Annotated in this window: 18 protein-coding genes; 7 read left to right on the plus strand and 11 right to left on the minus strand. The window is 42.2% G+C overall.

All coding sequences use genetic code 11. The features are described from left to right. Positions 1-21 precede the first annotated feature (21 nt). Positions 22-282, minus strand: coding sequence for a hypothetical protein (locus A2W93_01525; protein ID OFY55748.1), 261 nt, complete (start codon positions 280-282; stop codon positions 22-24). 18 nt (positions 283-300) lie between these two features. Beyond that, positions 301-930 carry a hypothetical protein gene (locus A2W93_01530; protein OFY55749.1) on the minus strand — a complete coding sequence of 210 codons (630 nt, stop codon included), beginning with the start codon at positions 928-930 and terminating at the stop codon, positions 301-303. Positions 931-1,104: 174 nt separating this feature from the next. Here A2W93_01530 and A2W93_01535 point away from each other — a divergent pair, with 174 nt between their 5' ends. Together A2W93_01535 and A2W93_01540 are read left to right on the plus strand one after the other, a co-directional pair. Continuing rightward, on the plus strand, positions 1,105-1,944 hold the full coding sequence (locus A2W93_01535) for a hypothetical protein (GenBank protein ID OFY55750.1): 840 nt from the start codon (positions 1,105-1,107) through the stop codon (positions 1,942-1,944). Positions 1,945-2,026: 82 nt separating this feature from the next. Continuing rightward, positions 2,027-2,410 carry a hypothetical protein gene (locus A2W93_01540; protein OFY55751.1) on the plus strand — a complete coding sequence of 128 codons (384 nt, stop codon included), beginning with the start codon at positions 2,027-2,029 and terminating at the stop codon, positions 2,408-2,410. Positions 2,411-2,451: 41 nt separating this feature from the next. Here A2W93_01540 and A2W93_01545 read toward each other — a convergent pair whose 3' ends face one another. Then, a complete protein-coding gene (locus A2W93_01545) occupies positions 2,452-3,156 on the minus strand; it encodes a hypothetical protein (GenBank protein ID OFY55752.1) in 705 nt (234 codons plus the stop codon). A 10-nt stretch (positions 3,157-3,166) separates the two neighbouring features. After that, entirely contained in the window at positions 3,167-4,756 is a 1,590-nt protein-coding gene (locus A2W93_01550; protein ID OFY55753.1) for a hypothetical protein, read from the minus strand. 312 nt (positions 4,757-5,068) lie between these two features. Here A2W93_01550 and A2W93_01555 point away from each other — a divergent pair, with 312 nt between their 5' ends. After that, positions 5,069-5,443 (plus strand): hypothetical protein, encoded by a 375-nt coding sequence (locus A2W93_01555; GenBank protein ID OFY55754.1) that lies wholly within the window; start codon positions 5,069-5,071, stop codon positions 5,441-5,443. 19 nt (positions 5,444-5,462) lie between these two features. On the opposite strand, the gene A2W93_01560 is transcribed toward A2W93_01555, so the two are convergent. Beyond that, a complete protein-coding gene (locus A2W93_01560; GenBank protein ID OFY55755.1) occupies positions 5,463-5,663 on the minus strand; it encodes a hypothetical protein in 201 nt (66 codons plus the stop codon). Between the two features lie 68 nt (positions 5,664-5,731). On the opposite strand from A2W93_01560, the gene A2W93_01565 reads away from it, so the two are divergent. Further along, positions 5,732-6,505: a hypothetical protein gene (locus A2W93_01565; protein OFY55756.1), complete on the plus strand. Its 774-nt coding sequence runs from the start codon at positions 5,732-5,734 to the stop codon at positions 6,503-6,505. On the opposite strand, the gene A2W93_01570 is transcribed toward A2W93_01565, so the two are convergent. The 6 genes from A2W93_01570 to A2W93_01595 all read right to left on the minus strand — a co-directional run bounded on the left by A2W93_01570 (position 6,502) and on the right by A2W93_01595 (position 13,511). Continuing rightward, positions 6,502-7,017 carry a hypothetical protein gene (locus tag A2W93_01570; protein ID OFY55757.1) on the minus strand — a complete coding sequence of 172 codons (516 nt, stop codon included), beginning with the start codon at positions 7,015-7,017 and terminating at the stop codon, positions 6,502-6,504. The genes A2W93_01565 and A2W93_01570 overlap by 4 nt on opposite strands. Positions 7,018-7,132: 115 nt before the next feature. After that, positions 7,133-8,479, minus strand: coding sequence for a hypothetical protein (locus A2W93_01575; GenBank protein OFY55758.1), 1,347 nt, complete (start codon positions 8,477-8,479; stop codon positions 7,133-7,135). After that, complete coding sequence (locus A2W93_01580; protein ID OFY55759.1) at positions 8,469-9,749, minus strand: hypothetical protein; 1,281 nt, start codon at positions 9,747-9,749, stop codon at positions 8,469-8,471. The genes A2W93_01575 and A2W93_01580 overlap by 11 nt, the downstream gene beginning before the upstream one ends. After that, positions 9,746-11,617, minus strand: coding sequence for a hypothetical protein (locus A2W93_01585; GenBank protein OFY55760.1), 1,872 nt, complete (start codon positions 11,615-11,617; stop codon positions 9,746-9,748). The genes A2W93_01580 and A2W93_01585 overlap by 4 nt, the downstream gene beginning before the upstream one ends. Before the next feature lie 74 nt (positions 11,618-11,691). Further along, entirely contained in the window at positions 11,692-12,144 is a 453-nt protein-coding gene (locus A2W93_01590; GenBank protein ID OFY55869.1) for a hypothetical protein, read from the minus strand. Between the two features lie 98 nt (positions 12,145-12,242). After that, the gene (locus A2W93_01595; GenBank protein ID OFY55761.1) at positions 12,243-13,511 is read right to left on the minus strand and encodes a hypothetical protein; all 1,269 of its coding nucleotides are present in this window, start codon (positions 13,509-13,511) and stop codon (positions 12,243-12,245) included. 493 nt (positions 13,512-14,004) lie between these two features. Between A2W93_01595 and A2W93_01600 the strand changes: the two genes are divergently transcribed. Genes A2W93_01600 through A2W93_01610 form a run of 3 tightly spaced genes read left to right on the plus strand, consistent with a single transcriptional unit; the run spans position 14,005 to position 17,596 of the window. Beyond that, positions 14,005-15,099, plus strand: a complete 1,095-nt coding sequence (locus A2W93_01600) for a hypothetical protein (GenBank protein ID OFY55762.1) — start codon at positions 14,005-14,007, stop codon at positions 15,097-15,099. Continuing rightward, complete coding sequence (locus tag A2W93_01605) at positions 15,096-16,337, plus strand: glycosyltransferase WbuB (protein OFY55763.1); 1,242 nt, start codon at positions 15,096-15,098, stop codon at positions 16,335-16,337. The genes A2W93_01600 and A2W93_01605 overlap by 4 nt, the downstream gene beginning before the upstream one ends. Then, positions 16,337-17,596 (plus strand): hypothetical protein, encoded by a 1,260-nt coding sequence (locus A2W93_01610; GenBank protein ID OFY55764.1) that lies wholly within the window; start codon positions 16,337-16,339, stop codon positions 17,594-17,596. Before A2W93_01605 ends, A2W93_01610 begins: the two co-directional genes overlap by 1 nt.

Raw genomic sequence — 17,596 nt, forward strand, 5'->3', positions numbered from 1 at the left:
ATAGTTCAGAATTTCGTTCATTTATTGCGCAACATAATCCTCGTCAAGGGTAGCATTGGCCATCTTTAAAATGAAAATACTGTGTGGCAGTTCCATTGCTTTTTCGATTTCGGCAGTGATAATGCGCATCACATCGCCATATTCACCAAACACCTGGGTGCTCATGCCGTTTGATTTCACTGAGATTTCGCTGTAAGAATTCAATTGCGCAATAAATTTTTTTATTGGTACTTTGAATTCCTCTGTCAGCGGGTAATATGAAATGTCGATGCTGATTTTCATCGTAAAAAATGTTTTTGGTTATTCCGCCAGATTTTTTGAGCTTCTTCTGCTTTTAATAATCTTGTACAGATAAAATAAAGCCGCTCCGCCCAGTACAGCCAGCACAACGATATCAATCACGTGCGAATACTTCATCACCTCTTCCCAGTTTTCGCGAAGGATAAACCCAACCCAGGTGAGAAATGTATTCCATATACCCGCACCAATAGTAGTGAAGAGTATGAATTTTGGAATATTCATTTTCCCGAATCCGGCCGGGATTGAAATAAGATGTCGAACAATTGGAATAAAACGGGCAATCAAAATGGTGATTTCTCCACGTTTCGCAAAGAATTTTTCCGACATTTCCAGATGGTGCTGATTCAGCAACAAATATTTTCCAAAGCGCGCTATGAATGGCTTTCCGCCATAATAGCCGATGTAATAGGAAATCATAGAACCAACAATACTTCCAAGTGTTGAAGCAATAATAACTCCTGCCCAGGTCAAATTGCCATCCACAATATTGAAACCTGCAAAAGGCATCACGGCCTCACTGGGTATTGGAAGCACCATGCTTTCCATCACCATCAAAATAAAAATGCCAACATATCCTGTTGAAGCAATAAAGGCAGTTGCCCACAACGCAATTTTTTCTGTAATTCCCATAGCAGTTTAAATAATGCTCAAAAATAGCAACAATTTGAAAACCGGGTGAAACAAATATTCGGTTCAGGCAAATCTGCAGCTTCCGGAAAATTTGGATTCGGGATAAATAAAATATTTCAACCAGATTTCCCGTTGATATTCTATTGAGCCATTTATTCACAAAAACCCTAAGCCATGAGAACCATCATCTTCGCAGTAATACTGCTTGCAGCCTTTGTTTCGCATGCACAAATGATTTCGGAACTGCAAAAATCCGGTAGCATAAAATGCTATACCATTGGCAATGATTCGAGTGTGCATTACGCGCTGCCATTGGCTATTCGCCTCGTGAATGCTGCTAAAACAAAGCTCGATGTGAAGATTCCGGCCGGATTTGTTTTCGTTGCAACGGATTCGTCCTATCAGAATATTGTAATCACTGAATCCATAGTCGCCACGCTGCAGCCAGGACAAACGAAACAGATAAACCTGCGCGGCATGTGCATGGAACAAAGCGATCATGCGCCCAGCGGAACCTGTCATTACAATCCCGATAAAATGGCAGCTGATAAAATTGTAAAACTTGCTCAGTTTATCGAGAAAAACAAATTCTGGTCTCCCGCCGGACAACAAGCCATGTGGACACTCATCGACGATGAACCGCTCTATGGGGTTTCATCGCTCGACACCTCTCAGGCAGCCATTTTGCAGAAATATTTATCCGAGCTTACCGGAAAAAAAATCGAGGAAATCCCCGCCGATGAGTCATATTTATACGATTATCAGGTAAAGCCGCACAAAGTGACTGTTGGCGGTGAAGTTGAATTCAATATGAAGCACAAAATAATGGTTGTCTGGGCACTTTACAGCGAAGATGGCATTCTGCTTCGCGAAATGTATAACGGCCCCGTTGAAGGTCACCAGACGCTCAATTTCGAGTATGATGCCGAAGTCTATTCCGATCCGGTGTATTACCTGAAGCTGGTTGCCGACGATAAAATTCTTTACAATAAAAGATTATCGTTTGACCGGTAGATTTATTTAATTCCTCGAAGGGTAACCCTTCGAGGAATTGTAAATATTTTTATTTATATTTGTCTCAAAATAACTCAACATTATGAAACTATTCATGTTTTTCGTCGCAGCATTTGCCACAATGTCTTCACTGAACCTCAATGCTCAGAACACCTACAAAATCTCACTTGCTGGGCAGACAACCGATACCATTTCACGACAGGAAATTGCAGCTAATCCGGTTGTGGCCGTGATCGGTGTTTCACAATCGGTTGAATTATTTGAGGTTGAATCCTTTGAGTTTACTTATATGAATTCCGACGGAGATCTGATTACCATTGCAACAAAAAGCAACCGTCTGAACGATGGAATGTTGAGTGCGCTTAAAAACGCATCACTGAAAAAAATTTATCTGGAAAACGTTTTGTTCACACTTAACGGAGAAACGAGACCAGCAGCCAGTGCAAGATTCTTTCTCAAAGACTGATATCACACACTAAGCTTTTGACTCATTAAAACCTGATTGTTTTAAAACAGACACAGCCCGATACCAACGGTAAGCCGCGGTAGTTCGGCTGAATGGAAGGGCTGTTTGATAATATCACTCATTCTGTATCGGCCGAAAATGGTGAATTTGTTAATGCCAATGGCAGCATACAAGCCATACTGGTATTTCTCGACATAATGCAGGCGGCTTATTCTGTTGCGTTCGATCTGATTAAAATCAATTTCATCTTTCGTCGCCAGAGTGCGATTGAAATTCCAGTCAGCATAACCTCCTGCATCGAGATAATGGCCAATATAATTGCCCCGTTTTGTGTCGAAATTAAAACGGAAGTACAACCCGGTTCCTAATGTCATAACACTAATACTCTGAGATTTATGCTTTAGTGAATCCGGGAACGTCTTGGTATCATTCTGCGCATATGAATAATTGTACGTGTCAAAATCCAGCAGATATCCAACGGAAAAAAAGTTGCTTACGCGATGTTTCCACATCCAGCCGACTCGAACACCTGAGGATGAAAAAGGCTGCACGGTAGCAGCATCATTGGTTTCAGTTGGAATGGCAAAGTGCCAGCCTACGAAGGAGTTGAAAAAACGTTTTCCATTCGGGCCATTGTCCGGACGCAAAGTGTCGTAAGGAGTGACCGTTTCGTCAACAACAGGGTACTGAGCCATAGAGGCTAAAACAATCAAAAGAAACAAAAAAGAAAATGATATTTTTTTCATGACAATGTTTTTAGAATTTATAGGATTCGTTCAATCCGCTATAATGTACTCTCAGAATATCGCCGGGCTGAAAGTCGCTCCGGTTCATGCGCAGCACTTCATAATCAGATACAGAAATAACCTTGTACCAAATCAATTTTCCATCAGGTTTGCTGCAATGCACATAACAGTAATTATTTTCAGTGCTGTCGGTCGGATCTTTTACCACAGAAACGATTACAGACGTGTCAGCAAGCAAAATGTCAATGTCGGCCAGTGATTCCACCTCAATATTCATAAAATACGATGCCTGCGGAATTCCATAGCCGTGCGCGTAATCGTAATATGGGTAAAGATGTCCCGATTTCTGAATTTCAAGAAACATGTCATAAGCTTTCACACCGGGCTTTGCCTGCATAGCACAAGCTGCGAATCCCGCTGTCAGTGGCGACGCAAATGAAGTTCCGTAATGCACACCCGTACCTTTTTTGCCGTAGGCATATACTTGTCCGGCCGCACAGACATTGGGTTTCAGACGTCCGTCGGCAGTAGGGCCAAAGGAACTAAAGTTGATGTGATAGCCAGAGTAAGGATCTACACCACCAACCGATAAAATACTATCGGCGTCGGCAGGCGCCCCAATGTATTTCCAGTCGCCATCGCCCTCATTGCCGGCTGCATTCACCACCAGTATTCCTTTCGAAGCAGCCATATTGGCCCCGCGAGTAACAAACGATGTCTGACCATCCATTTCATAAGGGAAATAACGGTGAAAAGTATAGCCGAGGCTGCTGTTTACAACATCGGCCCCGTTCTGGTCGGCCCATTCAAGCGCAGCCACCCAGTTTTCTTCTTCGGAAAAGGGCTCAGCATTGACCTCGGTTCGGGCGAGCAGAAATTCAGCATCAGTCGCCATTCCAAAAGGATCGCCAGCAGTATCAATTCCCGCAATGCAGCACATAACCGTGGTTCCGTGCGAGCTAAAGCCATACACATTTTCCTTATTACGAGTAAAATCCCATGTTTTGATGATTCGGTTGTTGTCGCGAACGTGTTTGAAACAAGGCAAAACATCAACGTTTGGAAAACCTCCGTCGAATATGGCAACCCGGATTCCCTTGCCGGTGATTCCCGCTTCGCGGAAAATTTCAGTCCCCATCAAACTGAGCTGTTTGCCCTGTAAGCCAGGCGCTCCACCGTAAATAACAGTTGTTGGAGAGTCTTCTGCTGCGACAAAATGCCCATTTCCGGCGGGTTCAATTTTTTTGACAAACGACAATGTCCGAATGTTATCAATCTGATTATCGGTTGCATACAAACAAACGGCGTTGAACCACCGCGAGGAATACCTGACACTATCGGTCATTTGAGCTAAAACCGCCACATATTGCTGATTAACAGGAATATCGGAGTAATCCCAGACTGGAATTTCATTCACGACCCGACGTTCAATAGCTTTGGAATCAAAAAATTCAAGAGGGTCGTAACCTGTTGTGTCTTTGTCGGTGAGATAAACCCAGTATTTGTTTTGAGCGCTACTCAAAAGTGATAGCAAACAAATAAAGGAAGTAAAAAGCAGACGCATATTTTTTTTGTAAAAATACTGAATTTTAAAATTCAAAGACAAATCAGGCATAAATCATAACTGTTTGATATCCTTTATTTTAACGATTTTCGAATTATTGTAGTAAAAAGGGAAACACTATATTTTACTTGTTTATTCGTCCATAATCTACCCCATTCGTCACAAATAAATGTGTCTGCTTTGCAAAAAAAGATTGGATATTTATTTGTTTTTCATACAGTTACAAAAGCAAATACTCGAACAACCAAATTATTACACCACTAACAAGCTTACAGTATTGCCGTATATCGATTTTAATAAGCAATTAAAGGTACTTTTGTCATTGAACAACGAAAGTAAATATTACTAATGCGACGAATGCGGAATTTAATATGGCCTGTTTTGTTTTCGGTTACAACAATTTCTGTTTTATGTTTTGTTGTGAAGCCGGAAATTCTTACCGGAACAAATATAACTACCAAAGAAATAGCTGGTAAAGGTTTGTACCCTGCCACTACATATGCAAGCGCCAAAATGGTGACCACTGGCTCGTTCATGCATCCGGTTGCGTTCAAAGCATTATCCCATAGATCATTAGAAATATCATCGGATTTGAAAATTGCATTACGCTTTTACGTGAGTGATAAAAAATTAATGGGGAAACATTTTGAAAAAAAACATTGCCATCAGTCTGTGAAATCCAGCGCAGGATTTTTTCAAGGGGCCTATGAACAGGCGCTTTAAGCTGAAAATCATTTAGCAATCAACAAAAAAGCAAAACCGTTATTCTATTCACTCCATAGTGTGATAAACTACCGGAGAGCATCGTAGAACATGGAATTCCGCCAGAGGGCGGACCAGCTGTCGGTTTTGCTGCAAACATAACGATTCCATATCCTCTGCCTCCTTCGTCGCCATCGGACGATGGAATATTATGTTTGCAGAAGCTGTCGTTTTGAGACATCCACACGGACTATTCAAAAATTTGACAGAGAAATTCTTTGTAATATCTTTGCTGCCGTAAATAAACCGATGAGCATAATCGATTATATATTCAGTCTGATTCCGGTTGCTGAAAGTATTTTCTCTGCAGTGTTATTTTTGTGGTTGTACCGTAGCAGCAAAGAGAAACAGCACGTTCAGCTGAGTATATTTTTTGTTTTTCTTTCTTCATTCTATCTGATGTCGATGCTTTTCAACAGCGGGCTCCATCAGATTATCCCGGTTTTGTATGTTCTTTCATTACCAGTTACTCTTTCGATACTGCCCTCCTTTTATATTTATCTGACTTCGATAACCGGGCGTTCAAAAAATCATTCAGTTCATAAGCTCGTTCATTACGCGCCAGCCGTAATTTTTTTCTGGATGTTAATGATGTTTTGGTTTGAACCAGCTTCAGTACAATATGATTATACAACAGGAAATCTGCATGACTTGTCCGATTTACCACTACTGAATTTTATCCGTTTAGTTTATCGGATTGGTGTTTATACAGTTATTCATGCCCAGTTCGTTGTGTATTTCATATTGTTACTATTCGAGTTGCGAAGGTGCAGACGCCAGATTGAAAACCGTTATTCGCTCAACGAACAAATGAATCTTTCAGGAATAACCTATTTTGTTCTGTTTTTCATTTTACTCTATATTCTGATTACATTTTCACACTTTCTCGGAGTATCAATTTATCCAGTGTCCCGCGTCATTTTCAATACCATGTCTTCAGGGATTATAATATTCCTTTTAATCAGAGGATTGAGATTCCGGGAAATGGTAAATACTGAGGATACGGAAACGGACAAAGTTTAAAACTTGCTGATTTCTGCAATGACAGCAGGCATATCGACATCTATTACTTCGATTTTTGCTTTGGAATAAAATGGTAACCGACCTGAATAATGTTGCTCTAGCGCATCCCGGTCAATATTCCCGTCAAACATTGCTACCAATGGCCGGTCGCCTTTTCTGTTTCTGAGTCGGTGAAGAATTCTGCCAAAAGGAGTATTGAGCCAGATCGTTACTCCTTCTTTGTTTAGACGATCCATATTGTCGAAAAAGCATGGAGTGCCACCCCCGGTAGCCATAACAAAATCGTCCTGCTCCAGACAATGCAACAAGCACAGCAACTCTGTCTGCCTGAATTTATCTTCGCCAAACTCACGAATCCAATCACCGGAAGTGCGTTGGGTCCGATCGAAAATCACCTGATCAAGATCTATAAATGGCTTCCCAAGCGCACTTGCAAGTCGCCTGCCGAATTTCGATTTCCCCGAAGCCATATAACCGATGATGAATATCTTCATGTTGCAAAAGTAATACATATGTGCCTGAACTCAAAAATCATGTTTGAATACAATGGCTGTTATGTGTTTTTGAATTGTCTGCTCTCTTATTTATTATGGGGCTCTTGTTACGACATTCCACCGTTCCGGCCGGTTAAAAATCCCTCGAAGTGTTCAAATCCCTTCGAAGGATAGTATTTGGCCGGGATAATTGAATGGTGACAAAGCAAACGCCGAATAATACGTACATCGGGAAGAAATAAATAGCTGAGCTCATGCTTATCATACCAATGGTCATTCCGATAAGTGAAAGACTGGAGGCTTTTGAAAAATACCTGATTCCGGGAGAATCAGTGCTTCTAAATATCAGATACAGACGCCGGGTAAGGAGAAAGTACCAAACGCACCATAAAATAAAAAACAATACACCGGCCTCAACCAGAATTTCTACCCAGAAATTGTGCATGCTGTAGACGTTGTGGGTGTTGTTGTTTTTCATCTGAACAACCTTTGAATTACCAGCTCCAACGCCAAGTCCATAGCTTTCTTGCAGCGCTTCGATTCCGTTGGAGACGAGATTCTGCCGGATGGCAATCGATGACGTATCGTTCACCTGCTCGTGGTCGGTGAACAAATATTTACCCAGTGCATCGGTGGTGGTTGATACTTCGGTATATTTCACCGTATAATGTTTCTGAATTGACGGCAGGCTCAGTACAAATGCAATAGAGACAACAGCGACTCCACTCAAAACCCATAAAACATGCCTGCGCTTTAGATACAAAAACACAAATACAACAGCCATCAATGCCAGCCCAATCAAGGCACCACGTGAGCCGGTGAGAAAAATTATCATCACCGCAGCAATTGATCCCGCTATGCAAATAAATATCCGTCGATAAAACATGAAAAATGGCAGCACCACAAGCATGGCGGCCGAGAGATCGTTCGGGTTCCAGCGAAACCCTGTCGGTGTATGAGAAATAGCATTAATAATATCGGGTGACAGATTTATATTGTACCCTACTTCGCGCCTGAAAAACACAACCCATTCCGAATAGGGCGAGATGGGCCATTGAATGCCGGTAAAACCTTCGAAGAGTGCCAGCAACATCTCGCAAAGAAAAATAACGCCAACAATCTGTAATATTTTATTCAGGTCTGCTACACTTTTTACAGCATAGCTGAAAGCCATAATTATGATTATTCCATTGGCAATGTAGAACAGATAATACAGCGCCATTTCTCTGTTGGCGCACCAGACGAGGGTGACCGTATACCAGACCAACATCACCACGAAAATATTTCCGAAGTCCACACGCGTGTGTTTCTTCATCAAGTCTTTCCGCAAAAAAAATGAGGAGGATGCAAAATCAAAAATTAAAACAACTGAAAATAAAAGTGCGGCAATATGAAACAGATACAGCGGCCCATAGCTAATGCCGAGGCCTATAACAGCTGTGAAAATGACCCACGCAGCAATTTTCTGTTTACTGTTCATTTGTTACAAATAATTTTTCCACGGCATCGAGTTCTGCAGCGAAGCGCTGCTCCCATGACCAAAGTTTTTCGTGTTCTGTTGCTGCAATCTCGCTCAGGATATGCTTTCGGATATCCGCATCATTACAAACACGCAGCATATCCTTCGCCATGTTTTCGATCAGGTGGTTATCAACGTTGTAAATAAAACCGTTTCGGCCGTGTTCAATCCATTCTTTGGTAGTGCCGTTGTTGAGTGTGAAAATAATTTTATTAGCGCGGATTGCCTCCAAAAGCGGGTTTCCGACATTCGAAAGATCATAGGTCGAAATAAAAACATCGGCCAGATTGAGATATTTGTTCACTTCAGAATTCGGAACACCACCTGTAAACACAATAAACTTTTCCATGCCGCTGGTCAGGACTTCCTGCTGATATTGCTTCAGTAAAGCGCCCTCTCCTACTCCAATGTACAGAATATCCATGTAACCGAGTTCTTTGACAAGATAAGAAATTACATCAATAATCCGATCGACTCTTTTCCATTGTTCCATGCGGCTTACCGACAGTACAACCCTTTTGCTGCCATCGGGATTGTACTTGTTTTTCAGGTCGGCAAAATGCTCTGCAGACAACTTCTGCTCATCGACTCCGTTGATCCAGAATTTAAGATTGTGAAGCGCTCTGCTGCGAAGTTTCTTCATTGCAAAATCGCCTTCAGTGCCGTCGTTGGTCATAATGCACAGATCGGCTCTGCTTTTTAGCGCAATCACATCATCGATATTCAGTAATCGCTTCAACCAGTTTTTTTCACGAATGTACTTCGCCATCCATGTGCCCTGAAAGCGCGAAATGACTTTAATATTTCCAAGCCGTCCCCAGAAACCCAGCCAGGCCACAGCACACACACCATGGACTTCGTAGCCATAAATAACATCGAATTTCGCATTCGCATTTTTCATGTATTTACGCGCTCTGCGGGCGAGTCTGAAAATAGTTAGCCAGCCCGCCAGTTGCGAAAACAGCGTCTGTAAAAAATGCCAGCGGATATTATTCCGGAACCACGATAGTGGCATCGGAAAACGAATCACTTCGATTCCTTCCGGATTTATTTCCTTCTCATAATAGTAATTTCCGGCTTTGCTGTAATCGCGGGCGACAATGTAAACCACATTCCAACCAGCAGCAGCAAAGGCTTCCGGTGTTTTGCGGATTACCTGAATCGATTTATCTTTGAAATCATTCGCAGATAAAAACAGTACCGAGCGATTGTTCTGAATAGCACTTTTCATGACCGGGGCTGATTAGTTAGAACTCGGTAAACCTTAATTTCATTCTTATTAAACACTTCGCTGAATCTGTCTGAATAATTTTCAAATCTAAATACGGGCTCGCTCACGCTGCTATTCACAACAACAAAATCAACGTCATGTTTACCAATGATGGCTGATGCCTCTCCGGCGGAGATGCTGTCGTTGAGCAAACGGTCCACATCGCGCTTGCAGTCCTCCATGTCAACAAGATCGACGGCTCCGTTGAACTGAATCACCAATGAATGTATCTTGTGAAACTCAGCAATATCGGTGCTTGTAAGCGGATCGGACAACACCACGCTGTTCTCCTGAATAATATTTTTTAATTCAAAAACCAGTGGCAACTCATGTTGTGAAGTCCCTGCCGAAACTTTCAGCAACACGCTGCCAGTGAAAATCAAAACCAGCAAAACCGCAGCCAGCCTCTGTTTCCATGCTGTAAAAAGTTGCGGATATTTATTTAAAAGGTACTTATAAATCATTGACAAGACAAGTCCGCCCATTAAAAAATACATAGGCATGCGTAGCATACGGATAATGGCTACATATGAAATCAAATCGCTGAGCCATGGCACAACAAAAGGGTTGAAGACAATGAGAAAAGCTGCAAGAAAACCTGAAGCAACAAAATTGATCATCAACCTGTTGGCGTCAGCTTTGCGGCTCCTGAAAAGCAAATAAAAAGTTGCAGCCAGAGCCAGCAACATTCCAAATTTGTAATATGATTTCACGGAAAAGGCAAACAGGTTTTCGCTCAGATAGAAAAACTTGTAATGATTATGCCATATCTGCGACGATGATTCATGAATGTAATTGAAATTTGGAATAAGCTTCAACCAAAGCAATGGAGCCGATACCAGAATGGTTAGCCCAATTACAGTCAGAATTTTTTTATTGTCTTGCTGCGAAAACCCTCTTGATAAAACATTAATAAATAAAACCCCCGTAGCAATTATCACGAAAAACAGAAACCCATTCTGATGAACCAAAAGCATCGCTGCAACTGAAAGTGCTGCTCCCGCAACATTAAGCAATTTCCGGGTGTTCATGTAAGTAAAAAGCATGGAGAACGCAACGGGCAGCATCAGCCACAAATAGACTCTGTTTGGGTAAACCATGGTGTCGAAAACGGAACCGTACTGAATCTGCCAATAATACAACGAGAGGAAGAAAAAAGAAATCAGTGAAAATATTTTTACAGACCTGCTTGCAGACAATGAATGCAAGAGACTGTAAAGAACAAAAGGAATCAGGAAAGATAAAACAGGCGACAAATAATGCCATACAATGGAGAGTTCGAGCCCCGAAAACCGCGAAATCATTACAAGCAGAACATAGTATGTATCGTATGCATGATCAGGTATGATCGGATTTCCCGGGAGACTGTAATAAGCATTGCAAACCACTCCTTCCGACATCATGTTCCTGATTACCTGCAGATGGATGGCGGCATCGCCCCGTGGGAACCAGCCCGAATAAAGCGAAACGAAAAATCCACCAACAGCTGCAATCAGAACAACAATTACTTCTGGCGAAATCAGGGACATCAATGAACCAATCCGCTTTGTATTTCGCTTTCTCCAACTGAAAAAAGCAATCAATAAAACCAACGGAGTTACAATGAAATAAATGAGATGAATCACCTCAAAGCTGAAACCAAATTGGTAGCCGGCAAATGCAATGATTGAAAATAATACGAATCCGGCAGTGAAAGAATTACCGGCCTTTGCCGTTAGTGGTAAATCTCTGGAAAACAACAATTGCATGGCCATTCCCGGCAACAATATATACCACAGAAGCAATGCTGAAATGCTCATTATCCAGCCAATTTCAAACTGCATAATCATATCAGACTGCGTTTACAATATACAAACAGGAAATGTGTCATACGGAAAAATTACGCCGTTTATAATTGTTGAATTCAAGGTAAAGGCTCGTTTTGACGAATCACACGCGCCGGATTTCCAGCAATGATCACATTGTCAGGAAATGATTTAGTTACAACGCTGCCCGCACCAACCACCACGTTATTGCCAACAGCAACACCCGGCAGAATAATAACTCCAGCTCCAAGCCACACATTGTCGCCAATTACAATCGGATCTGCTTTTTCGATGATGCTCTTGTCAGCAAATCCATGATTTGAACTTATCAGTTTCACCCCCGGTGCAAACAGAAAATTTTTCCCGATTACAATACCATTCAGGGCCTGAAAATAGCAATCACCACTCAACGCGAAACTGCCAATGGTTGTAGGATCAAATGACATTTTGATATTCTTCATACCAATGATGCGAGAAGTGAAATGCAGCGGGAATCGCACTCCCCGGTTGATGCCGTAAATTCTGCGATACTTCCAGCTGATCCACAACATCCCCAAAGGCACACGCCCAAAAAGTTTCCAACGCTTGTGGTAGTCCCTGATGCAGGGAATAAAACAAAACATATTCAAGAATCCTTTTAAGAAGCTTTTCATTTCATATTTTTCAAATATATCCAAAGATACAAGCCCAGCAAAGCATAGATAACGGTTCCGGTGATACTCATCAGGTACAAAGATAAATAATAATCATTGCGCAGACCGCCAATAACCAGCGCTCCTACCTGAAGAACAAGCGCAACAGCATTGAACAGAACTTCGATATTTAATTTTTTGAATACAAGTAATAGCGAGCTCTGCGAAGAAACAACAAAACGAACAGCATAATAGAGCGTGAAAATAACCAGAATGTTTCCGGCTTCGGTCCATTCGTTTCCGAAAATGTATCCGAAAACATTATCACCCCACAACATGACGATGATCACCGGTGCAACCAGCCCAAGAAACAGGCGTGTTGTGGTTTTCATATACAAAGGAAAAACGCGGCGGCCATTGTTTTTCATTTCAACAGCCTTCTGATAATAGACCTGTCCCAGCGAGCCGGCTACAAGCGACAGCGGAGAATTGAACAAGCGAATTATGAGCGAATAGAAACCAACAATTACAACGTCAAAATAAAATCCAAGTAAAAAAATCGGAGCCTGTTCTTTCAGAATATTCAGAAAAATGCCGACACCACTTTTCACAGGATATTCTTTGTATTCCTTCAGCACACTACCAATCTGCGACCATGTGACCAGGCGCCCCAGTCGTTTTAGTCTGATTCTGGAAAGATAATACAGGCTCAAAAGAATCTGTCCGAAAATTGAAGCAATGACCATTGCACCGGAAAAATACGACGCTGTGCCGAATCCGATGTTAAGCACTGCAGTGGATGAACTCTGCACAATTCTTCCAACCGAAAGAACCCCAAATCTTTTACTTCGGTTGTGCCAGTAATTGCATGCCTGAATAACGCCGTTGGTAAAAACCGCCAGAGGAACCAGCCAGAGCAAAGACTCCAGATCGGGCATATCGAGCATCACACTGATGTCGGACCTGAAAAACAGTGCTGGAAAAAGCAATAAAAGCGAAAGAAAAAAGGCAATCAGAATGCTGCCGGCAAACATATTGAAAGCCTTGCGGTCTCTCGCTGGCAGCAACAACGCTAGTTCATAGCGACCGTTGGCAATTACTGAAAAAATGCCTACAATGGCAAAAAAAGTTCCCCAGACTCCAAAATCCTCAGGGGTAAAAAGCCGGGTCAGAACAGGCATAATGAGCACCGGTATCACCAGGGCTATCGAAGAGCCGGAAAGCAGCACCATGACATTTTTCAGAAAGTCATGCCGGTTAATCTTATCCCTGAGTTTTTCGCCCATAATATTTCGTTCTTTTCGGCTGCAAAAATAAAAGGCAAAAGTAACGATTTTTAGGGAGCGACACTCCGGAGCAAAACATGAACTAGGGTCAACGCATTAAACTTTACAAAAACAGCCGGAATCGTAGTTGCACAAAGTAACTCGAAGTTCTACACAACGTCGCACAAAGTAAAAAGTAAGCAAAAGCCGTTTAAAAAAAACAACGTAGTTGTGTTAATCAATTACGCAAAATGAATTCTGAAAGCGCGCTTTCAAATTAACTTTGCTGTAATTGATATCGGCTTTTGCCAGATTAAATCTACTCTGTGTACCTCTGTGCGTACTCCTTTAAACTCTGTGTCACCTGGGTTTCAATTGCATAACATTGCATGATTGAAGTCGGCATCGGATGCATTAATCAGAGGTATTCAAATGCATTTTAATGCGTCGACCCTGTCAAAACATGAACCTGCTGTGCAGGCAAATGCAGGGAAATATGTACATTTGTATCCTCATGAAAAGAATCCTTTTGCTCAGCGACATCAACTCGGCACACACACAGAAGTGGGCCCGGATTCTCGTGAGCAAAGGCTTTGCAGTCGGAATTTTTTCATTGTCGTTGCCAGGCAGCAACTGGTATAATGATCTCGGTATTATATTGCTTTCGCAGGGCGGATTCAGCAACAATACTTTCAATGCAGCATCGGGCAGCAAGATTTCTTATCTGAAAAAACGAAAAGAAGTACGTGCTGCTATTGAAAAATTCAAGCCCGACTACGTACATGCACATTACGCTTCGAGCTACGGCTTATTGGGCGCACTGAGCGGCTTTCATCCTTATTTCATTTCCGTGTGGGGCAGCGATGTTCTGTTGTTTCCATCCAATCCGATTAAGAAAGCCATCATTCGCTACAATTTCCGAAAGGCTGACCAGATCATAGTTTCAAGTAGAACACTCGATGCAGCCTGTAGAAAATATACTTCAAAAAAACCGCAGATCATTCCCTTCGGAATTGATACCAAACTTTTCACCTCCTGCGAAAGGGCCGGCCGAAATGAAATACGCATTGGAACAGTGAAGTCGCTTAATAAAGTGTATGGAATTGATTTATTGATTTCGGTTTTTGCCAACGTTGTTAAACTGTTGGCTGAGAAAAAAATCACGCTGACCATTGTAGGCGAAGGACCCGAGTTGGAAAATCTGACTGCACTTGCCGGATCACTCAACATAGCTGATAGAGTATTTTTCCTGCCTCCTGTAAGCCAGCAGAAACTGGTTGAAATATTTCACTCCTTCGATATTGCTGTATTTCTTTCGCGCAGCGAGAGTTTCGGCGTAGCTGTGCTTGAAGCATCTGCCACCGGGTTGCCGGTTGTGGTTTCTGCAGTCGGTGGTCTCACCGAAGTAGTGGACGATGGAATCACCGGGTTTCATACAGAATGTGATAATCTGAATGAGGTCGCCGATAAACTAATCCGGCTAATAAATAATTCTGCACTTCGTGAGCAAATCGGACAAGCCGGCCGTGAAAAAGTTAAACGCGAATACGAACTGAATGACACCGTCAGAGAAATCTGCGATTTATATATGAAGGGACCTGCTGCATGAACATTCTCCTGATTAATCACTATGCCGGTTCACCTGCCATGGGCATGGAATACCGGCCCTACTACATGGCCCGGGAATGGACAAAAGCGGGGCACCATGTAACAATCGTTGCAGCCAACAATGCACATGTTCGCACAATTCAACCGCGGACTAAGCATAAGTTTCAGGAAGAAATTATCGACGGCATCACTTATTTATGGGTAAAGACGCCAGCCTATCATGGCAATGGTTTTAAGCGGATTCTGAATATGTTCTGCTTCTATAAAAAAGTAAAACGAGCTGCAAGAAAGCTTGCACTTAAATATAATCCGGATGCAGTGATTGCTTCATCAACTTATCCGATGGATAATTACGCTGCATGCAAAATTGCCCGAATTGCCAAAGCAAAATATTTCTTCGAAGTGCATGACCTCTGGCCGCTTTCGCCCATGGAACTTGGCGGATACAAAGCGTCGCATCCCTTTATTAAGTATTTGCAACACGCCGAAGATTTCGCCTACAAACATGTTGACGGAGTAATTTCAATGCTACCGAAAACACTGGAATATATGCAAAGCCGCGGGCTCGACCCCGGTAAATGGCATTTTGTGCCGAATGGGATTAACACCGCCGAATGGAATCAACAAGAGCCTATTCCAATTGATTTGAAGTTATTATTGCAAAAAATAAAAAGTGATTTCGATTTTATTGTTGCTTACACAGGAAGTATCGGAATTGCAAACGCACTTGATTCTTTTATTGCAGCAGCAGCATTAATGAAGGATTTCAAAACAGCTTTCATTATTGTTGGGAAGGGACCTGAAAAACAGCAGCTCATAAATTCATCACATAAACTCAATAACGTGTTTTTCTTTGAATCTGTAAAGAAAAGCCAGATTCCGGATTTACTTTCTTATTTCGACGTGCTTTACATTGGTCTTCAAAGGCAATCTCTTTTTCGGTTCGGGGTTTCCCCAAATAAAATATTCGATTACATGATGGCAGGGAAACCGGTTTTACAGGCCATTGAAGCCGGAAATGACATAGTTGCAGATGCAAAATGCGGCATCACCGTTATGCCGGAAAATCCCGAAGCCATTGCATCCGCATTGCGGGAATATTTATGCATGAGCATTGATGATCGCAACGCACTGGGTAAATCCGGACAAGCGTATGTTCTGCGTAACCACGATTACAAAATACTTGCAGCAAAATTTATCGACATTCTTTCGGCAAACAGTAAGTCAGATCAGGCATAATGCAAAACAGACAACAAATACATGCAAACATCAATCACTGGCTGACAGCGATTCTGCTATTTGCATTGCCTCTTTACAAAAAAGCAACACCGATTATTGTAATACTGCTTTTATTAAACTGGCTCGCTGAAGGCCGCTTCAGAGCACGGTTTACAACGCTGTTTACCAACAAAGGCATATACCGTTTTGTATTTGCTTTGCTCATTCTGTTTTATATAATGCATGTTGCAGCCCTGTTATATACTGACAACAGCAAAGCCGGATTGTTTGAGCTTGAAAAAAAACTTTCATTTCTGGTCCTTCCATTGATATTTTTTCCTGTATCAAATTCCGGATTTTCACGCACACAACTTAAACAATTGCTGCTTTCGTATCTGGCAGGCACGCTGGCCATTTCGCTTTTCTGCCTCACGCAGTCGCTCATCCGGTTTGCCCAAACAGGTGATTCCTCTGTGATGTACTATGTCAATTTCACGCAATTTGAGCATCCGACCTATTATGCCATGTACATGATTACAGCGCTGATATTGGTGGTTGGCGTATTAATTACAGAATGGAAAAACCTTAAATCCATTTTGAGAATTGCAGCAGTGGCGCTTGTGCCCTATTATATCCTGATAATAATGCTTGCCAATTCCCGCGCAGCCATCATTGCAATGACGCTTGTTGCCATACTGACCATCGTATATTTTATTATCAGAACAAAAAAGTACACAATCGGACTAATCCTTTTATTGGCTCTGTGTGCGGGTTTCCCAGCTGGACGCTATCTGATGCCCCATGTGTATGACCGTTTCCTTTTCGGGCTGGACGAAGTTTTTGCTGCCAGGAAAATGGAAGATATAAAACACTGGAACGGCACCACCCTTCGCGTTCAGGTGTATTACTGCGATGCTGAACTGATCAAAGAAAATTTCTGGGCCGGTGTTTCACCAGGCGACGTGTGTGATGAACTCGCCGGGAAATACAGCAAATATGGATTCCGACACGCCCTCGAAAGAAACTACAATGCGCACAATCAGTTTTTGCAGACCTTTATTGGTCTGGGCATCGCCGGATTTCTCGTCTTGCTGTTGATAGTTTTGATTCCATTTATTTATGCTGCGCGTAAAAACGATTATGTATTGATGGCGTTTACACTAATGGTGTCGGTGCTTTTTATGTTCGAATCGATGCTGCAGCTTCAGGCAGGAATAATGTTTATAGCAGCAGGCATTAGTCTGCTGACCATACGAAACAGAAAAACTATTATTGAATAA

This window comes from Bacteroidetes bacterium GWF2_43_63, assembly GCA_001769275.1.
GTDB lineage: Bacteria > Bacteroidota > Bacteroidia > Bacteroidales > DTU049 > GWF2-43-63.

What these genes read in the sequence shown, in the direction of transcription:
- A2W93_01525 (OFY55748.1), bottom strand. Translation starts at nt 282, where the DNA reads ATGAAAATCAGCATCGACATTTCATATTACCCGCTGACAGAGGAATTC.
- A2W93_01530 (OFY55749.1), bottom strand. Translation starts at nt 930, where the DNA reads ATGGGAATTACAGAAAAAATTGCGTTGTGGGCAACTGCCTTTATTGCT.
- A2W93_01535 (OFY55750.1), top strand. Translation starts at nt 1,105, where the DNA reads ATGAGAACCATCATCTTCGCAGTAATACTGCTTGCAGCCTTTGTTTCG.
- A2W93_01540 (OFY55751.1), top strand. Translation starts at nt 2,027, where the DNA reads ATGAAACTATTCATGTTTTTCGTCGCAGCATTTGCCACAATGTCTTCA.
- A2W93_01545 (OFY55752.1), bottom strand. Translation starts at nt 3,156, where the DNA reads ATGAAAAAAATATCATTTTCTTTTTTGTTTCTTTTGATTGTTTTAGCC.
- A2W93_01555 (OFY55754.1), top strand. Translation starts at nt 5,069, where the DNA reads ATGCGACGAATGCGGAATTTAATATGGCCTGTTTTGTTTTCGGTTACA.
- A2W93_01560 (OFY55755.1), bottom strand. Translation starts at nt 5,663, where the DNA reads ATGTCTCAAAACGACAGCTTCTGCAAACATAATATTCCATCGTCCGAT.
- A2W93_01565 (OFY55756.1), top strand. Translation starts at nt 5,732, where the DNA reads ATGAGCATAATCGATTATATATTCAGTCTGATTCCGGTTGCTGAAAGT.
- A2W93_01570 (OFY55757.1), bottom strand. Translation starts at nt 7,017, where the DNA reads ATGTATTACTTTTGCAACATGAAGATATTCATCATCGGTTATATGGCT.
- A2W93_01575 (OFY55758.1), bottom strand. Translation starts at nt 8,479, where the DNA reads ATGAACAGTAAACAGAAAATTGCTGCGTGGGTCATTTTCACAGCTGTT.
- A2W93_01580 (OFY55759.1), bottom strand. Translation starts at nt 9,749, where the DNA reads ATGAAAAGTGCTATTCAGAACAATCGCTCGGTACTGTTTTTATCTGCG.
- A2W93_01585 (OFY55760.1), bottom strand. Translation starts at nt 11,617, where the DNA reads ATGATTATGCAGTTTGAAATTGGCTGGATAATGAGCATTTCAGCATTG.
- A2W93_01590 (OFY55869.1), bottom strand. Translation starts at nt 12,144, where the DNA reads ATGTTGTGGATCAGCTGGAAGTATCGCAGAATTTACGGCATCAACCGG.
- A2W93_01595 (OFY55761.1), bottom strand. Translation starts at nt 13,511, where the DNA reads ATGGGCGAAAAACTCAGGGATAAGATTAACCGGCATGACTTTCTGAAA.
- A2W93_01600 (OFY55762.1), top strand. Translation starts at nt 14,005, where the DNA reads ATGAAAAGAATCCTTTTGCTCAGCGACATCAACTCGGCACACACACAG.
- A2W93_01605 (OFY55763.1), top strand. Translation starts at nt 15,096, where the DNA reads ATGAACATTCTCCTGATTAATCACTATGCCGGTTCACCTGCCATGGGC.
- A2W93_01610 (OFY55764.1), top strand. Translation starts at nt 16,337, where the DNA reads ATGCAAAACAGACAACAAATACATGCAAACATCAATCACTGGCTGACA.